The sequence below is a fragment of the Amycolatopsis sp. M39 genome, assembly GCF_001651785.1.
In the GTDB taxonomy this organism is placed as follows: Bacteria; Actinomycetota; Actinomycetes; order Mycobacteriales; family Pseudonocardiaceae; genus Amycolatopsis; species Amycolatopsis rubida.
In genome coordinates, this window is the sequence record NZ_LWSF01000010.1 from 26,812 (window position 1) to 44,383 (window position 17,572).

Here is a 17,572-nt window from a genome sequence, read left to right on the forward strand (position 1 = left end):
CTCACGATTCCAGTTCTGCGGCAAGCCGTTCCAGCTCGCTCAGCACGAGGTCTTCGACGGTTTCGGCCAGCGCCGCGACGGTGCGCGCGGCCAGCACGTCGGCCGGGGTGAGCCGGACGTCGAACAGCGCGCTGGCTTGGGCGGAAATGTGCAGGCCGCGCAGCGAATCGCCGCCGAGGGAGAAGAAATTGTCCTGGGCGCCGACGCGGTCCGCGCCGAGCACCCCGGCCCAGATCCCGGCGAGCGCGCGCTCGGTCTCGGTAGCCGGTTCGACGTGCCCGGTTTCCGCCGCCTGCGGGGCGGGCAGGGCACGCCGGTCGAGTTTTCCGTTGGCGTTCACCGGAAGCCGGTCGAGCGCGACGATCGATGACGGCACCAGGTAGTCCGGCAGGGACCGGGCCAGGAACTGCCTGAGCGTGTTCTCTCCGGCCGCCGAGACGACGTAGGCGACCAGCTGCTTCGCGCCCGGCCGGTCCTCCCGGACGAGCACCGCGGCCTGCGCGACGTCCGGATGCCGGGCCAGCACCGCCTGGACCTCGCCCGGTTCGACCCGGAACCCGCGCAGTTTGACCTGGTCGTCGCGGCGGCCGAGGTATTCCAGGGCGCCGTCGGGCCGCCAGCGGACCACGTCGCCGGTGCGGTACATCCGCTCCCCCGGCGGGCCTTCCGGGTCGGCGACGAACCGGTCCGCGGTCAGCCCCGGCCGGTCCCGGTAGCCCCGGGCCAGGCCCGCTCCGGCCAGGCACAGTTCGCCGGGCACGCCGGGCGGCACTGGGCGCAGGTCCGGGTCGAGCACCCGGGCGTGGGCGCCGTCCAGCGGGCGGCCGATCGGGATCCGGTCCGGCGGCGGCGCGTCCATCGGGTAAGCGGTGGCGAACACGGTCGTCTCGGTCGGGCCGTAGCCGTCGACGACCCGCAGCCCGGGACACGCGGCCAGTACCCGCCGCACCGCCTCCGCCGGGACGACGTCGCCGCCGGTCCAGACCTCGCGCAGGCCGGCGAAGCACTCCGGCGTTTCCTGGGCGAGGATCCGGAACAGCCCGGCGGTGACCCAGACCGAGGTCAGGCCCTGCTCGCGGACCAGGCCGCGCAGCAGCGGCGCGTCGAGGCCGGTGTCCGGGCCGGTGACGACCCAGCCGCCGGTGAGCAGCGGCACCCACAGCTCGTAGGTCGAGGCGTCGAACGCGAGCGGCGAGTGCAGCAGGATCCGTTCGTGCGCTCCGCCTCGGAACCGGTGGTCGGCGGCCAGCGCCGCGATGTCGCGGTGGCGCACCACCACGCCCTTCGGCACCCCGGAGGACCCGGACGTGTACATCACGCAGGCCGCCTGGTCCGGGTCGGCGGCGATCTCCGGGTCGCTGTCCGGCTCGTCGTCCACAGAGGACAGCAGCACGGTCTGGCCGAGCGGATGCTCTTCCGCGGCAACGACGAACCGGACGCCGCCGAGCAGCGCCCGCTGCCGCTCGATCGGAGCGCGCGCGTCGATCGGCAGGTACGCGCCGCCCGCCTTGACCACGGCCAGTTCGGCGATCACCGCGGCCGTGTGGTCCACGGCGAGCCCGACGGGTTCTTCCGGCCGCAGCCCGAGCCCGGCCAGCCGGTTCGCGAGGCGGTTGGCCCGCCGGTTCAGCTCGGCGTAGGTGACCGGTTCGCCGCCGAGGACGGCCGCGAGCGCGTTCGGCCGGAGCCGGACCTGCTCGGCGAACAAGTCCGGCAGCGACCGGGGCTCCGGCTCGTCGCAGGTGGCGGCCCGTTCGGCGAGAAGCTGGGTCTCGGCCGCGGTCATGACCGGGACGGCGCCGAGCGCGCGCTCGCCGTCCGCGGTCAGGCCGCCGAGGATCTCCAGCAGCCGTGCGGCCAGGCCGGTCACCGTCGCGGGGTCGAACAGCGCCGGGTCGTAGCCGACGTCCACCGACAGCTCCGAACCGGGCGAGGCGACGACGGTGACCGGGAAGTTCGTCGTCTCCCGGGCGGACAGGTCGCGCACGGTCAAGCCGCGCCCGGCCGCTGCCTCGGTGATCGGGTAGTTCTCGAACACCACGAGGCTGTCGCAGAGGTTCACCCCGCCCGGCAGACCTGCCCAGCCCTGGACCTTCGCGAGCGGGACGTGCCCGTGCCCGCGCGCTTCGGCCTGCGCCGCCTGCAACCTGGCGAGCCAGTCCGCGACGGGAACACTCCGGTCGACAGCGACCCGCACCGGCAGCGTGGTGATGAAGATGCCGGGAATGTCGTCCACCCCGGGCACCTCGGCCGGGCGGCCGGAAGCGGTCGCCCCGAACACGACGTCTTTCTGTCCGCTGTAGACCGACAGCAGCAGCGCCCACGCTCCCTGAAGCACCACGTTGTGCGTGAGGCCGTGGCGTTTGACGAAGGCGTCCAGCCGGGCGGTGGCGGGCCGGTCCAGGCGGACCGGCAGCCACTCGGCCGAGCACGGGGCGTGTCCGGACGGCGGGGTCCGGTCGCCCGGCAGCGGTGTCGGGCCTTCGATGCCGGCGAGCGCGGCGCGCCAGAACTCTTCGGAAGCGGCCTGGTCGTGCTCGCCGAGCCAGGCGAGGTAGTCGCGGAACGGCGGCCGGGACGGCAGCGGCTGCCCGGCGTAGGCGGTGCAGACGTCCGAGAGCACCTGGAAGACGCTCCAGCCGTCGAGCAGGACGTGGTGGAAGGTCCAGAGCACCAGGACTTCCGTGCCGGACAGCCGGGCGAGCGCGATCCGGGCCAGCGGCGCGAGGGCCAGGTCCAGGCCCTGCGCGCGGTCTTCGGCCAGCAGCCGCGCCAGCTCCGCATCGTGGGTTTCCAGATCGCTCCAGTCGAGGTGCCGGACCGGCAGCTCGGCTTCGCGGTGCACGAGCTGGACCGGCTCGTCCACGCCGGCCCAGACGAACGAAGTGCGCAGGACCGGCGTGCGGTCGACGACCTGCTGCCACGCCCGGCCGAGCCGCCGCGGATCGGTGACTCCTTCGAGCACGAAGCTCGCCTGCTCGAAGTACATGCCCTGCGAGGTCTGGGACAGGCCGTGGAAGACCATCCCGCCCTGCATCGGCGTCAGCGGGTAGATGTCCTCGATTGCCCGCCCCGCGACCAGCTGGTCCACTCCGGCCTGGTCGAGCGCGGCGAGCGGGAAGTCGGACGGGGTGCGTCCGCCCGCGTCCGGCTCGGCGCAGTGCGCGATGATCTCCCGCAGCGCCGTCAGCATCCGCCCGGCCAGGGTTTCTACGGCGTCCCCCGCGGTGGCGTGCGACCAGGTCAGTTCCAGCACGCCCGCTTCGACCCGGCCGACGACGTCGAGCACATGGGTGCGGGGCGCCTCCGGGTCGACGTCGGCATCCAGGCCGCCGACACGGAACAGCCCGCCTTCGGCCGCGCTGAACTGGCCGAGGTAGTTGAAGCTCACCTGCGGGTCGATCGCCGGTGCCGTGCCGGTCAGGTAGCGCAGTGCGCCGTAGCCGATGCCTCGCCTCGGGATCGCGCGCAGCTGTTCCTTCACGGACTTCAGCGCGGGACCCCACTCGTCCGGGACGTCCAGCGCGACCGGGAACATGCTGGTGAACCAGCCGGCCGTGCGCGACAGGTCGACGCCCTCGAACAGCTCCTCGCGGCCGTGGCCTTCGAGATCGATCACCGGGATTTCGCCGGTCCAGTCCCGCAGGACGCGGCCCAGCGCGGTCAGCAGCACGTCGTTGACCTGCGTCCGGTAGACCTCGGGGACGTCCTGCAGCAGCGCCCGGGTTTCCTCGGCGGCGAGGCGGACGGTGACCTCGCGGGTGTCGGCGACGACGCCCGGCTCGCCCGGCGCGACCGGCGGGAGGGACTGCCAGTGGGCGAGTTCGTTGTCGAAACCGCCTGCCGCGGCATGTTCGGCCAGCCGCCGGGCCCAGGCAAGGAACGACGTCGTCTTCGGTTCGAGATCCTCGCCCCGGTAGGCGGTTTCCAGATCCTCCAGGAGAATCCGCCACGAAACGCCGTCGATGACCAAGTGGTGGGCGGCCAGCAGCAACCGTCGCCCGTCGAGGACCGCGTTCAGCAGCGGGCCGCGGTTGACGTCGAAAGCGGGCTCGCCGACCAGCAATTCCACCGGGCCGGGCGGGTCGCTGTGCTGGGTCCGGTCGAAGCGCAGGCGCAGGGCGTCGTGGTGCGCCCAGACCTTGGCCAGCGCCCGTCGCAGCGCGGGCTCGTCGACCTCCTCGGCGAATTCCAGGACGACCCGCTGGTCGAACCGCTCCGGCTGGGTCTCGAAGTACCAGCGCTGGATCGGCGTGAGCGGTGCCTCGCCGACGACCGGTCCTTGCTCGGCCTTCGGCCCGCGGTCGCCGCCGGCGTGCGCGGCCAGCGCGGCCAGCGTCGGATGCCGGAACACCTCGTGCGGCACCAGGACCAGCCCGGCCCGGCGGGCCCGGGAGACGACCTGGATGCTGAGGATCGAGTCGCCGCCGAGTTCGAAGAAGTTCGTCTCGGCCCCGACGTCCTCGACGCCGAGCACCTCGGACCAGATCCCGGCCAGGACCCGTTCGGCTTCCGTCGCCGGTGCGGTGCGGGCGCCTGCCGCGGCGAAGTCCGGGGCGGGCAGGGCGTGCCGGTCGAGCTTGCCGTTGCCGGTCAAGGGCAACCGGCCGAGTCGCACGAACGCGGCCGGGACCAGGTAGTCCGGCAAGGTCCGGCCGAGGAACGCGGGCAGCTCGTCCGCTTCGCCGGTGTAGTAGGCGACGAGCCGTTTGACGCCGTGGTCCTCGCGGGCCAGCACGGCGGCCTGGGAAACGCCGGGGTGCGCGGCGAGCGCGGCCTCGACCTCGCCGGGTTCGATCCGGAACCCGCGGATCTTGACCTGGTCGTCCACGCGACCGGCGAAGTCCAGCTCGCCCCGCGCGGTCCAGCGGACGAGGTCGCCGGTGCGGTACATCCGCTCCCCCGGCGGCCCGAACGGGTCGGGCAGGAACCGCTCGGCGGTCAGGCCGGGCGCGCCGTAGTAGCCGCGCGCCAGGCCCGCGCCGGCGAGGTGGAGTTCGCCGAGCGCGCCCGGCGGCACCGGCCGCAGGTCCGGGCCGAGGACGTAGGCGCGGGTGTTGTCCAGCGGTTTCCCGATCGGCACGACGTCCGGCACCGGGCCGAGGACCGGATGCGACAGGGCGAACGTCGTGGTCTCGGTCGGGCCGTAGACGTCCACGACGGTCGTGTCCGGGCAGGTTTCGCGCACGCGCCGCACGGCAGCCGACGGGACCGCGTCGCCGCCGGCCCAGACCTCCCGGAGCCCGCGGAAGATCTCCGGGGCTTCCCGCGCCGCGAGCCGGAACAGACCAGTGGTGAGGAAGGCGGCGTTGACCCGGTGCTCGGCGAACAGGCGGCCGATGGTGGCCAGATCGAGATCGCCGGGCGGGGCGAGGACGACCGTGCCGCCGCCCAGCAGCGGCACCCAGAGTTCGTACGTCGAGGCGTCGAAGGCCTGCGACGCGTGCAGCAGGACGCGGCTGTGTCCAGCGAAGCGCCGGTCGGCCGCGAGCGCGACGATGTCGCGGCGGCTGGCTGCGACGCCCTTCGGCTTTCCGGTCGAGCCCGAGGTGTACATGACGTAGGCCAGGTTGGCCGGGTCTGCCTTCGGGAGCAGCGCGGCCGCGGTGTGCTCGCCGGGCACGACCGTGGGTCCACTGTGGACCTTCGCTGCGGTATCGCGCCACGTATCGTCGGCGACCAGGATCTTCACGCCGTCCAGGAGGGTCTTGAGCCGCGGTTGCGGCGCGCGGGTGTCGAGCGGCAGGTAGGCCGCACCGGCTTTGACGATCGCCAGCTCGGCGATGACCAAGCCCGGCGAGCGGTCCATCAGCACGCCGACGAGCGTCTCCGGCCCCGCACCGAGCGAAACCAGGTAGCGGGCGAGCCGGTCGGATCGCCGGTCCAGCTCCGCGTAAGTCAAGCGGATCCCGTCGCCCGCCACCGCCACCGCTTCCGGCGCTTGCCGGACCTGCTCGGCGAACAGTCCGGCCAGGTCCTCGTCCGGGAGCGGCCGGCCGGTGTCGTTCCACTCGACCAGCACCCGGTGGCGGTCCGCCTCGGTGAGCAGTTCGATGTCTTCCAGCGATCCCGGGCCCGCGCCGAAGGCGTCGAGCACGGTGAGGAGCTGCCGGGTGATCCGCTCGGCGGTGCCGGTGTCGAACAGGTCGGGGTCGTAGCCGACGTCGAGGGTCAGCTGCTCTCCTGGCGACGCGACGACGCTGATCGGATAGTTCGTCGTCTCGGCCGCGTCGACGTCGCGCAGCCGCAGCCCGGGCGTCGACGCGTTGTCGATCGGATAGTTCTCGAAGACCACGATGCTGTCGAAAAGGCTTCCGCCGCAACCACTCCACGCTTGCAGCTTCGTCAGCGGAAGGTGGCCGTAGCGACGAGATTCGACCTGCGCGGACTGCAACTCAGCCAGCCACTCGGTCACGTCGGCCCCGGTCACGGTGGTCCGCACGGGCAGGGTGTTGATGAAGATGCCGGTGATGTCGTCCGCGCCCGGCAGGTCTACCGGACGGCCGGAAACCGTGGTGCCGAAGCAGACGTCGCGCTCGCCGCTGAGCCGCGCGAGCACCAGCGCCCACGCACCCTGCAAGACGGTATTGAGCGTGAGACCGGCTCGGCGGGCGAAGTCGCGCAACCGTCCGGAGTTTTCGACCGGCACGCGCAGCCATTCCGACGACCGGCTCGTGTGCGCCTGCGCCGGAGCCCGGTCGTAGGGCAGCCGGGCGGGTGCGACGAGACTGCCGAGTTCGCGCCGCCAGTGGTCCTCGGCGGCCGCGTCGTCCTGCCGGTCCAGCCAGGCGATGTAGTCGCGGAACGGCGGTCGCTCGGGCAGTTCGGCACCGGAGTAGGCGGCGAGGACGTCGGACAGCACGCCGAAGACGCTCCAGCCGTCGAGCAGGACGTGATGGAAGGTCCACAGCACGCGGACCTCCGTGTCCGACAACCGCGCGAAAGCCAGGCGCAGCAACGGCGTCTCGGTGAAATCGAGCCCTTCGGCCCGGTCCGCGGCGAGGAGTTCCCGCCACGCCTGGTCGCGTTCGTCCGGGGTGCGGGCGCGCCAGTCGTGCCGGGCGATCGGGACCGGGACCTGCCGCCGCACGACCTGGACCGGTTCGGGCACGCCCTCCCAGGCGATCCGCGTCCGCAGCACCGGCGTCCGGTCGACCACTCGCCGCCACGCCCGTTCCAGCGCGGCCAGATCCTCGACGCCGTCGAGCACGAACCCGACCTGCTGGAAGTAGACCCGTTCGCCGGGCTGGGACAGCGCGTGGAACACCATCCCGGACTGCATCGGCGTCAGCGGGCAGACGTCCTCGACCTCGCGGCCGTCGCCGGCCAATTCGTCCACAGCAGACTGATCGAGCGCGGCGAGCGGGAAGTCCGACGGCGTCCGGCCGCCCGCCGCCGGGTCGCCGCAGTGCCGGATGATCTCGCGCAGCGCGGCGGTCATCGCGACGGCCAAGGTGTCCACAGTGGACCGGTCGTGGCCGCCTTCGGCGTAGTACCAGGTCAATTCCAGTTCGCCGGTCTCGACCCGGCCGACGACGTCGAGCAGGTGCGCGCGAGCCGAGCGCGGGCTTTCGTCGGACTCCAGGCGGCCGGAGCCGAACTGGCCGAGGTAGTTGAAACTCACCTGCGGATCGATCTCCGGCGCAGTACCCGTCAAGTACCGCAATGCGCCGTAGCCGATCCCGCGCCGCGGTACCGCGCGCAGTTGTTCCTTGACGGACTTGAGCGCCGTGCCCCAGTCGTCCGGGACGTCCAGCGCCACCGGGAAGACCGTGGTGAACCAGCCGACCGTCCGGGAGAGGTCGACGTCGTCGAACAGGTCCGCACGGCCGTGGCCCTCCAGATCGACCACGGCGGTCCCGCCGGTCCAGTCGCGCAGGACCCGGCCCAGCGCCGTGAGCAGCACGTCGTTGACCTGCGTGCGGTAGACCTTCGGGACGTCCCGCAGCAGCGCGCCGGTCTCCGCCGCGGACAGCCGGGCGGTCACCGAGCGCATCGAAGCGACGGTCGCGTCGCCTCGGCCGTCGACCGGCACCGTGGTCCGGCCGGACACCCCACGCCAATAGCCGAGTTCGTCGTCGAACCCGCCGCCGGCAGCGTGTTCCGCGAGCCGGATCGCCCAGTCGCGGAAGGACGTCGTGCGGGGGCCGAGGTCGATCGGTTTGCCGTGCAAGGCCTGATCGTAGGCGCGCTCGAAATCCTCGATGAGCACGCGCCACGAGACGCCGTCGACGACGAGGTGATGCACGGACAGCCGATCGTGCTCGAACCGGACCAGCGGCGCCTCAGCACCGACCGGGCCGTTCTCCTGGAGCCAGTGCGTTTCGCCGCGGGCGAAGCGCATCCGGAGCGCGTCGTGGTGGGTCAGCAGCGCCTCGACGGCCGCGTTCGCCGCGTCCGGGTCGAGCGCTCCCCATTGGACGAACTGGTGGAAGTGGTCCGGCTCGGCGGTTTGCGCCGCGAAGAACCAGCGCTGGATCGGGGTGAGCGGCACCGGGCCGTGGACCGGGCCGCGCTCGACCGCCGTCGTCGCGATGCGGGCCGCCGCGGCGAGCGCGGCCGGGGTCCGGTGCGCGAACAGGTCGCCGGGCTGCAGTTCGAGCCCGGCCCGGCGGGCGCGGGAGACGACCTGCATGCTGAGGATCGAATCGCCGCCCAGCTCGAAGAAGTCGTCGGTCGCGCCGACACGATCGACGCTGAGCACGTCGGCCCAGATCTCGGCGATGGCGCGTTCGCGCCCGGTCCGCGGCGCGACGTGGTCCCGCGCGCCGAACTCGGGGGCCGGCAGCGCGTGCCGGTCGAGCTTCCCGTTGACGTTCACCGGGAACCGCTCCAGCCGGACGAACGCGGCGGGCACCATATAGTCCGGCAGCGTCCGGCCGAGGAAGTCCGCGAGGCCGTCGGTCTCGCCGAGGACATAGGCGACCAGCCGCTTCACGCCGCCGTCCTCGCGGGCCAGCACGGCGGCCTGCGCGACGGCGGGATGTTCGCCGAGCGCGGCCTCGATCTCGCTCGGTTCGACCCGGAACCCGCGGATCTTCACCTGCTCGTCCGCCCGGCCGACGAACTCCAGCGCGCCTTCCTCGTTCCAGCGCACGAGGTCGCCGGTGCGGTACATCCGCTCCCCCGGCGGGCCGAACGGATCCGCGACGAACCGCTCGGCGGTCAGGCCGGGGCGGCCGAGGTAGCCGCGCGCCAGGCCCGCGCCGGCGAGGTGCAGTTCGCCGGGCGCGCCGGGCGGGGCGAGCCGGAGGTCGCCGTCGAGGACGTACGCGCGGGTGTGGTCGAGCGGTCCGCCGATCGGGACGACGTCCGGGACCTCGCCGGGCAGCGGGTGCACGGTCGCGAACGTGGTGGTCTCGGTGGGGCCGTAGACGTCGGCGACCAGGGTGCCCGGGCAGGCCGCCCGGACGCGGCGGAGAGCGGCCGCGGGGACGGCGTCGCCGCCGGTCCAGACTTCCCGCACGCCCGCGAAGACCTCCGGCGATTCCTGCGCGACCAGCCGGAACAAGCCGGTGGTGAGGAACGCGCCGGTCACGCCGTGCGTGGTGAGCGAGCGGCCGAGCGTCTCGACGTCCACGTCTCCCGGCGGGGCCAGCACGACGGTGCCGCCGGTGAGCAGCGGCACCCACAGTTCGTAGGTCGCGGCGTCGAAGGCCTGTTGCGAGTGCAGCAGAACCCGGTCGTGCCGGGCGAACCGCCGGTCGATCGTGAGCGCCACGACGTCGCGATGCCGCGCCGAAACGCCCTTCGGACGGCCGGTGGAGCCGGACGTGTAGATGACGTAGGCGAGTTGTTCGGGATCGACCCGCACGGCCGGCGGCGTATCGGGGGCGTCGCTCTCGCCGGTGACAATGACGCCGGTGTGGACTTCCTCCGCAGTCGCCAGCCAGGCCGCGTCAGCTGTCAGCACCGACACTTCGGCTTCCTCCAGGAGCAGGCGCAGCCGCTCGGCCGGAGCGCGCAGGTCCAGCGGCAGGTAAGCGCCACCGGCCTTGACGATCGCGAGCTCCGCGACGACGAGTTCCGGCGAACGGTTCATCAGGACGGCAACCCGGTCTTCGGCCCGCACGCCCGCGGCGATCAGGCGGTGCGCCAGCCGGTTCGCGCGGGCGTCGAGTTCGCGGTAGGTGATCTGCTCGTCGTCGGTCACCAGGGCGACGGCGTCCGGAGTCCGCCGGGCCTGGGCCTCGAACAGCTCGGGCACCGCCTTGGCCGGGAGCGCGCGGGCAGTCTCGTTCCGCTCGGCGAGCAGGTGCTCGATCTCGGTCCCGGAGAGCATCGGCACCCGGGACACCGGCTCGTGCGGGGCCGTGATCATGCCCCGGACCAGTGCTTCGAGGTGCGCCGCGAGCCTTGCCGCCGCTGGAGCGCCGATCCTCTCCGGGTCGTGCGTGAGAACGAGTGACAGCTTCCGCCCGGGGTAGGCGACGACGCCCAGCGGGTAGCTGGTCCGTTCGGCCGCGCGGACGTCCCGCAGCCCGGACACCTCGTCGATCGGGTAGTTCTCGAAGACGACGATGCTCTCGAACAGGCTCCCGCCGCCGCTCCACGCTTGCAGCTTCGTCAGGCCGATGTGCCCGAACCGGCGTGATTCCGCTTGCGCTGCTTGGAGATCGCGCAGCCAGTCCGGGACCGCGCGGGTGCCGTCGAGCCGGACGCGCACCGGCAGGGTGTTGATGAAGATGCCGGGAATGTCGTCCGCGCCGGGCAGTTCCGCCGGACGGCCGGATACCGTCGCGCCGAAGCACACCTCGGTTTCGCCGCTGTAGCGCGCCAGCAACGCGGCCCACGCGCCTTGGACGACGGTGTTTACAGTCAGCCGGTGCCGCCGTGCGAAGGCGTACACCGCGGCGGAGGTCTCGTCGTCCAGCTCGACGGGGATCCGGCCGGTCGAACTCGACGTGTGCGTGCGGACGGCTGGGCGTTCGAGAGGCAACGGAGTCGGGGTGACCCCGGCGAGTTCGGCCCGCCAGTGTTCCCCGGCGCGCTCGTCGTCCTGGGCGGCGAGCCAGGCCGCGTAGTCGCGGAACGGCGGGCGGACGGGCGGTTCTTCGCCGCGCAGCAGGGCGACGACGTCGGAGAGAATGCCGAAAACGCTCCAGCCGTCGAGCAGGACGTGGTGGAAGGTCCAGAGCACGCGCACCCTGGTGGCGGACTCCTTCGCGATGACCAGCCGGGCCAGCGGGGCTCGGGCGAGATCGAATCCCTCCGCAAGATCCTGTTCCAGAAGCTGCTTCAGCGCTTCCTCGGAATCCACAGTGGACCAGTCCAGATAGGACACGGGCAGTTCGACCGCGCGGTGCACGACCTGCAGCGGCCGGGGCACGCCGTCCCACACGATCCGGCTGCGCAGGATCGGGGTCCGCTCGACGATCCGCCGCCAGGCCTCGCCGAGCCGGTGCGGATCGGGCACGTCGTCCACAGTGCACGAAACCTGTTCGAAGTAGACGCGATCGCCGGGCTGGGCGAGGTCGTGGAACACCATCCCGGCCTGCATCGGCGTCAGCGGATAGCTGTCCTCGACGTCGCGGCCGTCGCCGGCCAGCACGTCCACTGCGGACTGATCAAGCCCGGCCAGCGGGAAGTCCGACGGCGTCCGCCCGCCCGCACCTGGCTCCGCGCAGTGCCGGACGATCTCTCGCAGTGCTTCGGCTGTCGCCGCGGCCAACCGGTCCACAGTGGATTCCTCGTGGACGCCCTCGGCGTAGTGCCAGGCCAGTTCCAGCTCGCCGCCCTCGACGCGGCCGACGACCTCCAGCAGGTGCGGACGGACGGTGTCCGGCGAGACGTCCAGCGCGAGTTCCCGGTGCGGGGTCAGGTCGCCGGGCAGGTCGAACCGGCCGAGATAGTTGAAGCTCACCTGCGGTTCGATCATCGGCGCGGACCCGGCGAGATACCGCAGCGCGCCGTAGCCGATCCCCCGTCGCGGGACCGCGCGCAGCTGCTCCTTGACTGCCTTGAGCGCCGCGCCCCAGCCGTCCGGAACGTCCAGCGCCACCGGGAAGACCGTGGTGAACCAGCCGACCGTCCGCGACAAGTCGACCCCGTCGAACAGCTCCTCGCGGCCGTGCCCTTCGAGGTCGAGCACCGGCCGGTGCCCGGTCCAGTCCCCCAGCACCCGGCCCAGCGCGGCCAGCAGCACGTCGTTGACCTGCGTCCGGTACGCCTGCGGCACCTCGCGCAGGAGCGCGTGCGTCTCTTCCGCGGTGAGCCGGGCGGTGACGACGCGAGCGCGGCCGAAGGTGTTCTCCGCCGTGCCGTCGACCGGGAGCGGGCTGGGCGCGGGCAGCTCCCACCAGTGCGCCAGTTCGTCGTCGAAGCCGCCCGCTGCCGCGTGCTCGGCGAGCCTTCCCGCCCACTCGCGGAAGGACGTCGTCCTCGGGCCGAGGTCGATCGGTTCATCGCGCACGGCCTGCCGGCAGGCGCGGTCGAGGTCTTCGAGCAGCAACCGCCACGACACGCCGTCGACCACCAGGTGGTGCGCGGCCAGGTGCAGGGTCCGCGGCTCGCCGGTCAGCGACCATCGCAGCTGCGTGTGCCCTTCGCCGACCGGGGTGTTGTGCTGGCGCCAAGCCTCGCGGTCGTGGGTGAACCGCATCCGCAGCGCGTCGTGCCGTTCGGACAACGCGGCCAGCGCGCGGATCAGCGCGGTCAAGTCGACGTCGGCGGGCAACTGGACGGCGATCGTCTGGTCGAAGCGGTCCGCGCCCAGTCCGAAGAACCAATGCTGGATCGGGGTGAGAACGACCTCGCCGCTTTCCGGACCGCGCGCCGGGATCGCCGCCGCTTCGCCGACGACCGGGGCGAGCGCGGCGATCGTCTGGTGGCGGAACAGATCGGCGGTGCTCACGCTGAGCCCCGCTTGCCGGGCCCGGGAACTCACCTGGATGCTCAGGATCGAATCGCCGCCGAGGGCGAAGAAGTTGTCGTCCACGCCGACGCGGTCCAGGCCGAGCACGTCAGCCCAGATCCCGGCGAGCACGGCCTCCCGTTCGGTGCGCGGGGCCGCCGTCCGTTCGCTGGCGGCCCGCGGCTCCGGCAGCGCGCGACGGTCGACCTTGCCGTTGGCGGTGAGCGGCAGCTCGGCCAGCGGGAGGAGCACCGAAGGCACCATATAGTCCGGAAGCGTGCGTGCGACGGCTCGGCGGAGCGCTTCGGTGTCCACGTTCGCCGGGACCACGTAACCGGCCAGCTGCTTGCGTCCGCCGGTGGTCCGGATCGTCACGAACGCCTGCGCCACCTCTTCCTCGGCGGCCAGCGCGCGTTCGATTTCGGCCGGTTCGACCCGGAAGCCGCGGATCTTGACCTGGTCGTCCACGCGGCCGAGGAATTCCAGCGGCCCGTCGGAGCGCCACCGGCCCCGGTCGCCGGTCCGGTACATCCTGGCCCCGGGCTCGCCGAACGGGTCGGCGACGAACCGCTCCGCGGTCAGGCCCGGCTGGCCGAAGTACCCGCGCGCGAGCCCGGCGCCGGCGACGCAGACCTCGCCTGCCGCGCCGCGCGGCAGCAGCCGGAACCGGTCGTCGACGACGTGGATCCGGACCTCCCGCAGCGGCGTGCCGATCGGGATGACGTCCGGGACCTCGGCCGACATCCGGAACGAGGTGGCGAAGGTGGTGGTTTCGGTCGGGCCGTAGCCGTCTACGACGGCGATCCCGGGGCAGCGGTCGAGGACCCTTCGCACCGCGGGCGGGGGCACGACGTCGCCGCCGGTCCAGACCTCGCGGAGCCCGGCGAAGCACTCGGGCGTCTCCTCGGCGAAAAGCCGGAAGAGTCCTGCGGTCAGCCAGAGCGCGGTGATGTCGTGCTCCGCCACCAGCTCCTGGATCGCATCGGCGTCCAGGTCGCCGGGCGGCGCGACGATCACCGTGCCGCCGCCCAGCAGCGGCACCCACAGTTCATAGGTCGAGGCGTCGAAGGCCAGCGGGGAATGCAGCAGGACGCGTTCGTGGCTCGCGAAGCGCGGGTCGGTCGCGAGTGCCGTGACGTCCGCATGGCGTACTGCTACGCCCTGCGGGACACCGGTGGAACCCGAGGTGTACTCGACGTAGGCCAGATTCTGGTCGCTCAGCGTGATTTCCGGGGCCGGTCCGTCGACGTCCGCCACGATCAGCGACGTTCCCTTGTGGACAGTGACGGCGGTGTCATGCCAGGTGCGGTCGGTGAGCACCAGCGAAACTCCGTCGAGGACGCGGCGCAGGCGGTCGGCCGGGGCGCGCAGGTCCAGCGGCAGGTAGGCCGCGCCCGCCTTGAGGATCGCCAGCACGGCCACGACGAGGTCGGCCGAGCGGTCCATCAGCAGGCCGACCCGTTCCTCCAGGCGGACGCCTCGCCGGACCAGGTGCTGCGCGAGGCCGTTTGCCCGGGAGTGCAGTTCTGCGTAGGTGAGGCGGACGTCGCCGCTCACTACCGCGGTCTGGCCGGGCTGGAGCGCCGCGCGTCGGTCGAACCGCTCGGGCACCGTCTCGGCGGGCGTGCGTTCGGCCGGTGCCGGAAGCAGGAACCGGCGGTCCTCGGCGGTGAGCAGCGGGAGGTCCCCCACCGGCCGCGCCGGGTCGGCGGCGATGCCGGCGAGCAGGACTTCCAGGCTTTGCGCGAGGCCTTCGACGGTGGCGGCGTCGAAAAGCGCGGTGGCGTATTCGACGGTGACGCGCAGGCCGTCCGGCTGCGGCCAGAACTCGACCACGAGGTCGAAGCGCGCCGAGGGACGCGGCAGGGCGTACTCGCTGACCCGCAGCCCGGCGACCGTCCGGTCCGATACCAGCGGGCGCTGCAGGACGACCACGGCCTGCGCCAACGGCGTCCGCGACGGGTCGCGTTCGGGCTGGAGTTCCTCCACCACGCGGTCGAACGGGACGTCACCGTGGGCGAACGCGGCCAGCACGGTTTCGCGGAAGTCCGCCAGGAAGCGCTCGAACGGCTGCGCACCGTCCACTGAGGACCGCAGCACGAGGGTGTTGACGAAGAATCCGGTCAGCTGCTCCAGTTCGGCCCGGTCACGTCCGGAGACCGCCGTGCCGACCGCGATGTCCCGCTGCCCGCTGTAGGCGGCCAGGACCACCTGGACGGCCGCGGTCAGGGTCATGAACAGCGTGGCGCCCTGCGCGCGGCCCGCTTCCGCGATGCCGCGGACCAGGCCGGCGGGCAGGTCGTGCCGGTGCACCGCGCCTTCGGTGGCGCGCTGCGCGGGCCGGGGGCGGTCGGTCGGCAGCGCGAGGGGTTCGAGACCGTCCAGGGTTTCGCGCCAGTAGCCGAGCTGGTCGAGACGTTCGGACTCCAGCCGCCACTGGGTGTAGTCCTGGTAGCCGAGCGGCAGCGGGGGCAGCGGCTTGCCGCCGTAGAGGTCGAGAAGTTCGCCGGTGAGCACGGCGATCGACCGGCCGTCGGTGACGATGTGGTGCTGGCACAGGAGAAGCAGGTGCTCGTCCGGGGTGAGCGGGAACAGGACGGCTCGGGTCAGCGGGCCTGTCCGGAGGTCGAACGGTTCGCGCAGTTCAGCCTTCAGTGTCTCGTCGTCCGGGGCGGAATCCGCTCTGCGCAAGGGGATTTCCCCGGTCGGCGCGATCCGCTGCATGCCTTGTCCCGCAACGGACTCAAAGGTCGTGCGCAGCGATTCGTGCCGGGTGCACAGAGAGGCCAGCGCCCGGTGCAGCTCGCCGGGATCGAGCGGCCCGGACAGGCGGATCCCGACGCCGGTGTTGTACTCGGTGCTGCCGCCGGTCATTTCGTCGAGGAGCCACAACCGCCGCTGCGCCGGAGACAGCGGAAGCAGTTCCCGCGGCGACCCGACGGGGATCGCCTGCTCGGCTCGCGGGCCGTTTTCCAGCAGCCGCGCGAGCTGTGCCACGCTGGGCGCGTCGAACAGCGCCCGCGCCGAGAGGTCCGCGCCGAGCTTCCGGCGCAAGCGGGACAACGCCTGCACCGCCAGGATCGAGTCGCCGCCCAAGGCGAAGAAATCGTCCTCGACGCCAATGCGGTCCAGGCCCAGCACTTCCGCGACGATCTCGGCGACGGCGCGTTCGGTGTCCGTTCCCGGCTCGATGCCCTCCGGTTCCGCCGACGGCGCGGGCAGCGCTTTCCGGTCCACCTTTCCGTTGGTGCTCAACGGAAACTCGTCCAGCACGACAATCGCCGACGGAACCTGGTAGCTCGGCAATGCCGCCGCGGCAACAGCTTTCAGGTCTTGCCGCGGTGCGCCCGGCACCAGCACGACGTAGGCGACCAGGCGCTTCGCCCCCGGCCCGTCCTCGCGCGCGAGGACCACGGCTTCGGCGACGGTGTCGTCCCCGGCCAGCACGGATTCGATTTCGCCAGGCTCCACCCGGAACCCGCGGATCTTGACCTGGTCGTCGGCGCGGCCGAGGAATTCCAGCTCGCCCCGGTCGTTCCAGCGGACCACGTCGCCGGTGCGGTACATCCGCTCGCCCGGCACGCCGGGATCGGCGACGAACTTCTCCGCCGTCGCCCCGGGTCGCGCCCAGTAACCGCGAGCCAGCCCCGCACCGGCCAGATACAGCTCGCCGGACGCGGCCGGATTCAACGCGTCGTCCAGGACATACGCGCGCACACCGTCCAGCGGGCGGCCGATCGGCATCGCCGTCACCTCCGCCGACTGGACCGGGTGGGCCGTCACGAAGGTGGTGGTCTCGGTCGGGCCGTACCCGTCGACGACCGTGACGCCGGGACAGGCCCGCAGCACCCGCCGCACCGCTGCGGGCGGGACGACGTCGCCACCGGTCCAGACCTCTCGCACGCCGTGGAAGCAGTCCGGCGCTTCGTGCGCGACGACCCGGAAAAGGCCCGCCGTCAGCCAGATCGCACCGACGTCGTACCGGGACAGAACCTCGCGGAGACTCTCGACGTCGAGGTCGCCGGGCGGGGCGACCACCACGGTCCCGCCGGTCAGCAGCGGCACCCACATTTCGTAGGTGGAGGCGTCGAAGGCCGCGGGCGAGTGCAACAGCACCCGTCGATGCGCGTCCCCGGCGAATCTCCGGTCCGCCGCGAGCGCCGCGACGTCCCGATGCCGGACCGCGACCCCCTTGGGCGTTCCGGTCGAGCCGGACGTGTGCATCAGATACGCCAGATTGTCCGGATGCGTCGCCACCGAAGGGACCTCCGCCGCCGGCAAGACCCGGCCGAGCGCGACGATCTGTCCACTGTGGATTTCCGCCGCGCGGGCCGGGTCCTCGGCGAGCAGCACGGTGACCCCGGCCTCGGCCAGCAGCGTCCGCAACCGGCTGTCCGGCGCGCGCTGGTCGAGCGGCACATACGCACCGCCCGCCGTGACCACGGCCAGCTCCGCGACGATCAGCCCGGCCGACCGCTCCGCCAGCACCCCGACCCGGTCCTCCGTGCGCAACCCCAGCCGCAGCAGGTGCGCGGCGAGCCTGCCTGCCGCGCCGGCCAGTTCGGCGTAGGTCAGCCGGGTCTCCGCGCCCTCCACGGCGAGCGCGTCCGGCGCCCGCCGCACCTGTGCGGCGAACAGCGCGGGCAGGGTCGCGACCGGGTCCGGTTCGGCCGGTTTGTCTTGGGCGGTCATCGTTGTTCGCTACCTTCCGGGCACACC

At 72.6% G+C, this 17,572-nt stretch carries 1 protein-coding gene; it reads right to left on the minus strand.

Going from position 1 to position 17,572, the window contains the following annotated elements:
• Position 1: 1 nt before the first annotated feature.
• A complete protein-coding gene (locus A4R44_RS22720; protein ID WP_067584145.1) occupies positions 2 to 17,545 on the minus strand; it encodes a non-ribosomal peptide synthetase in 17,544 nt (5,847 codons plus the stop codon).
• Between the last annotated feature and the right edge of the window lie 27 nt (positions 17,546 to 17,572).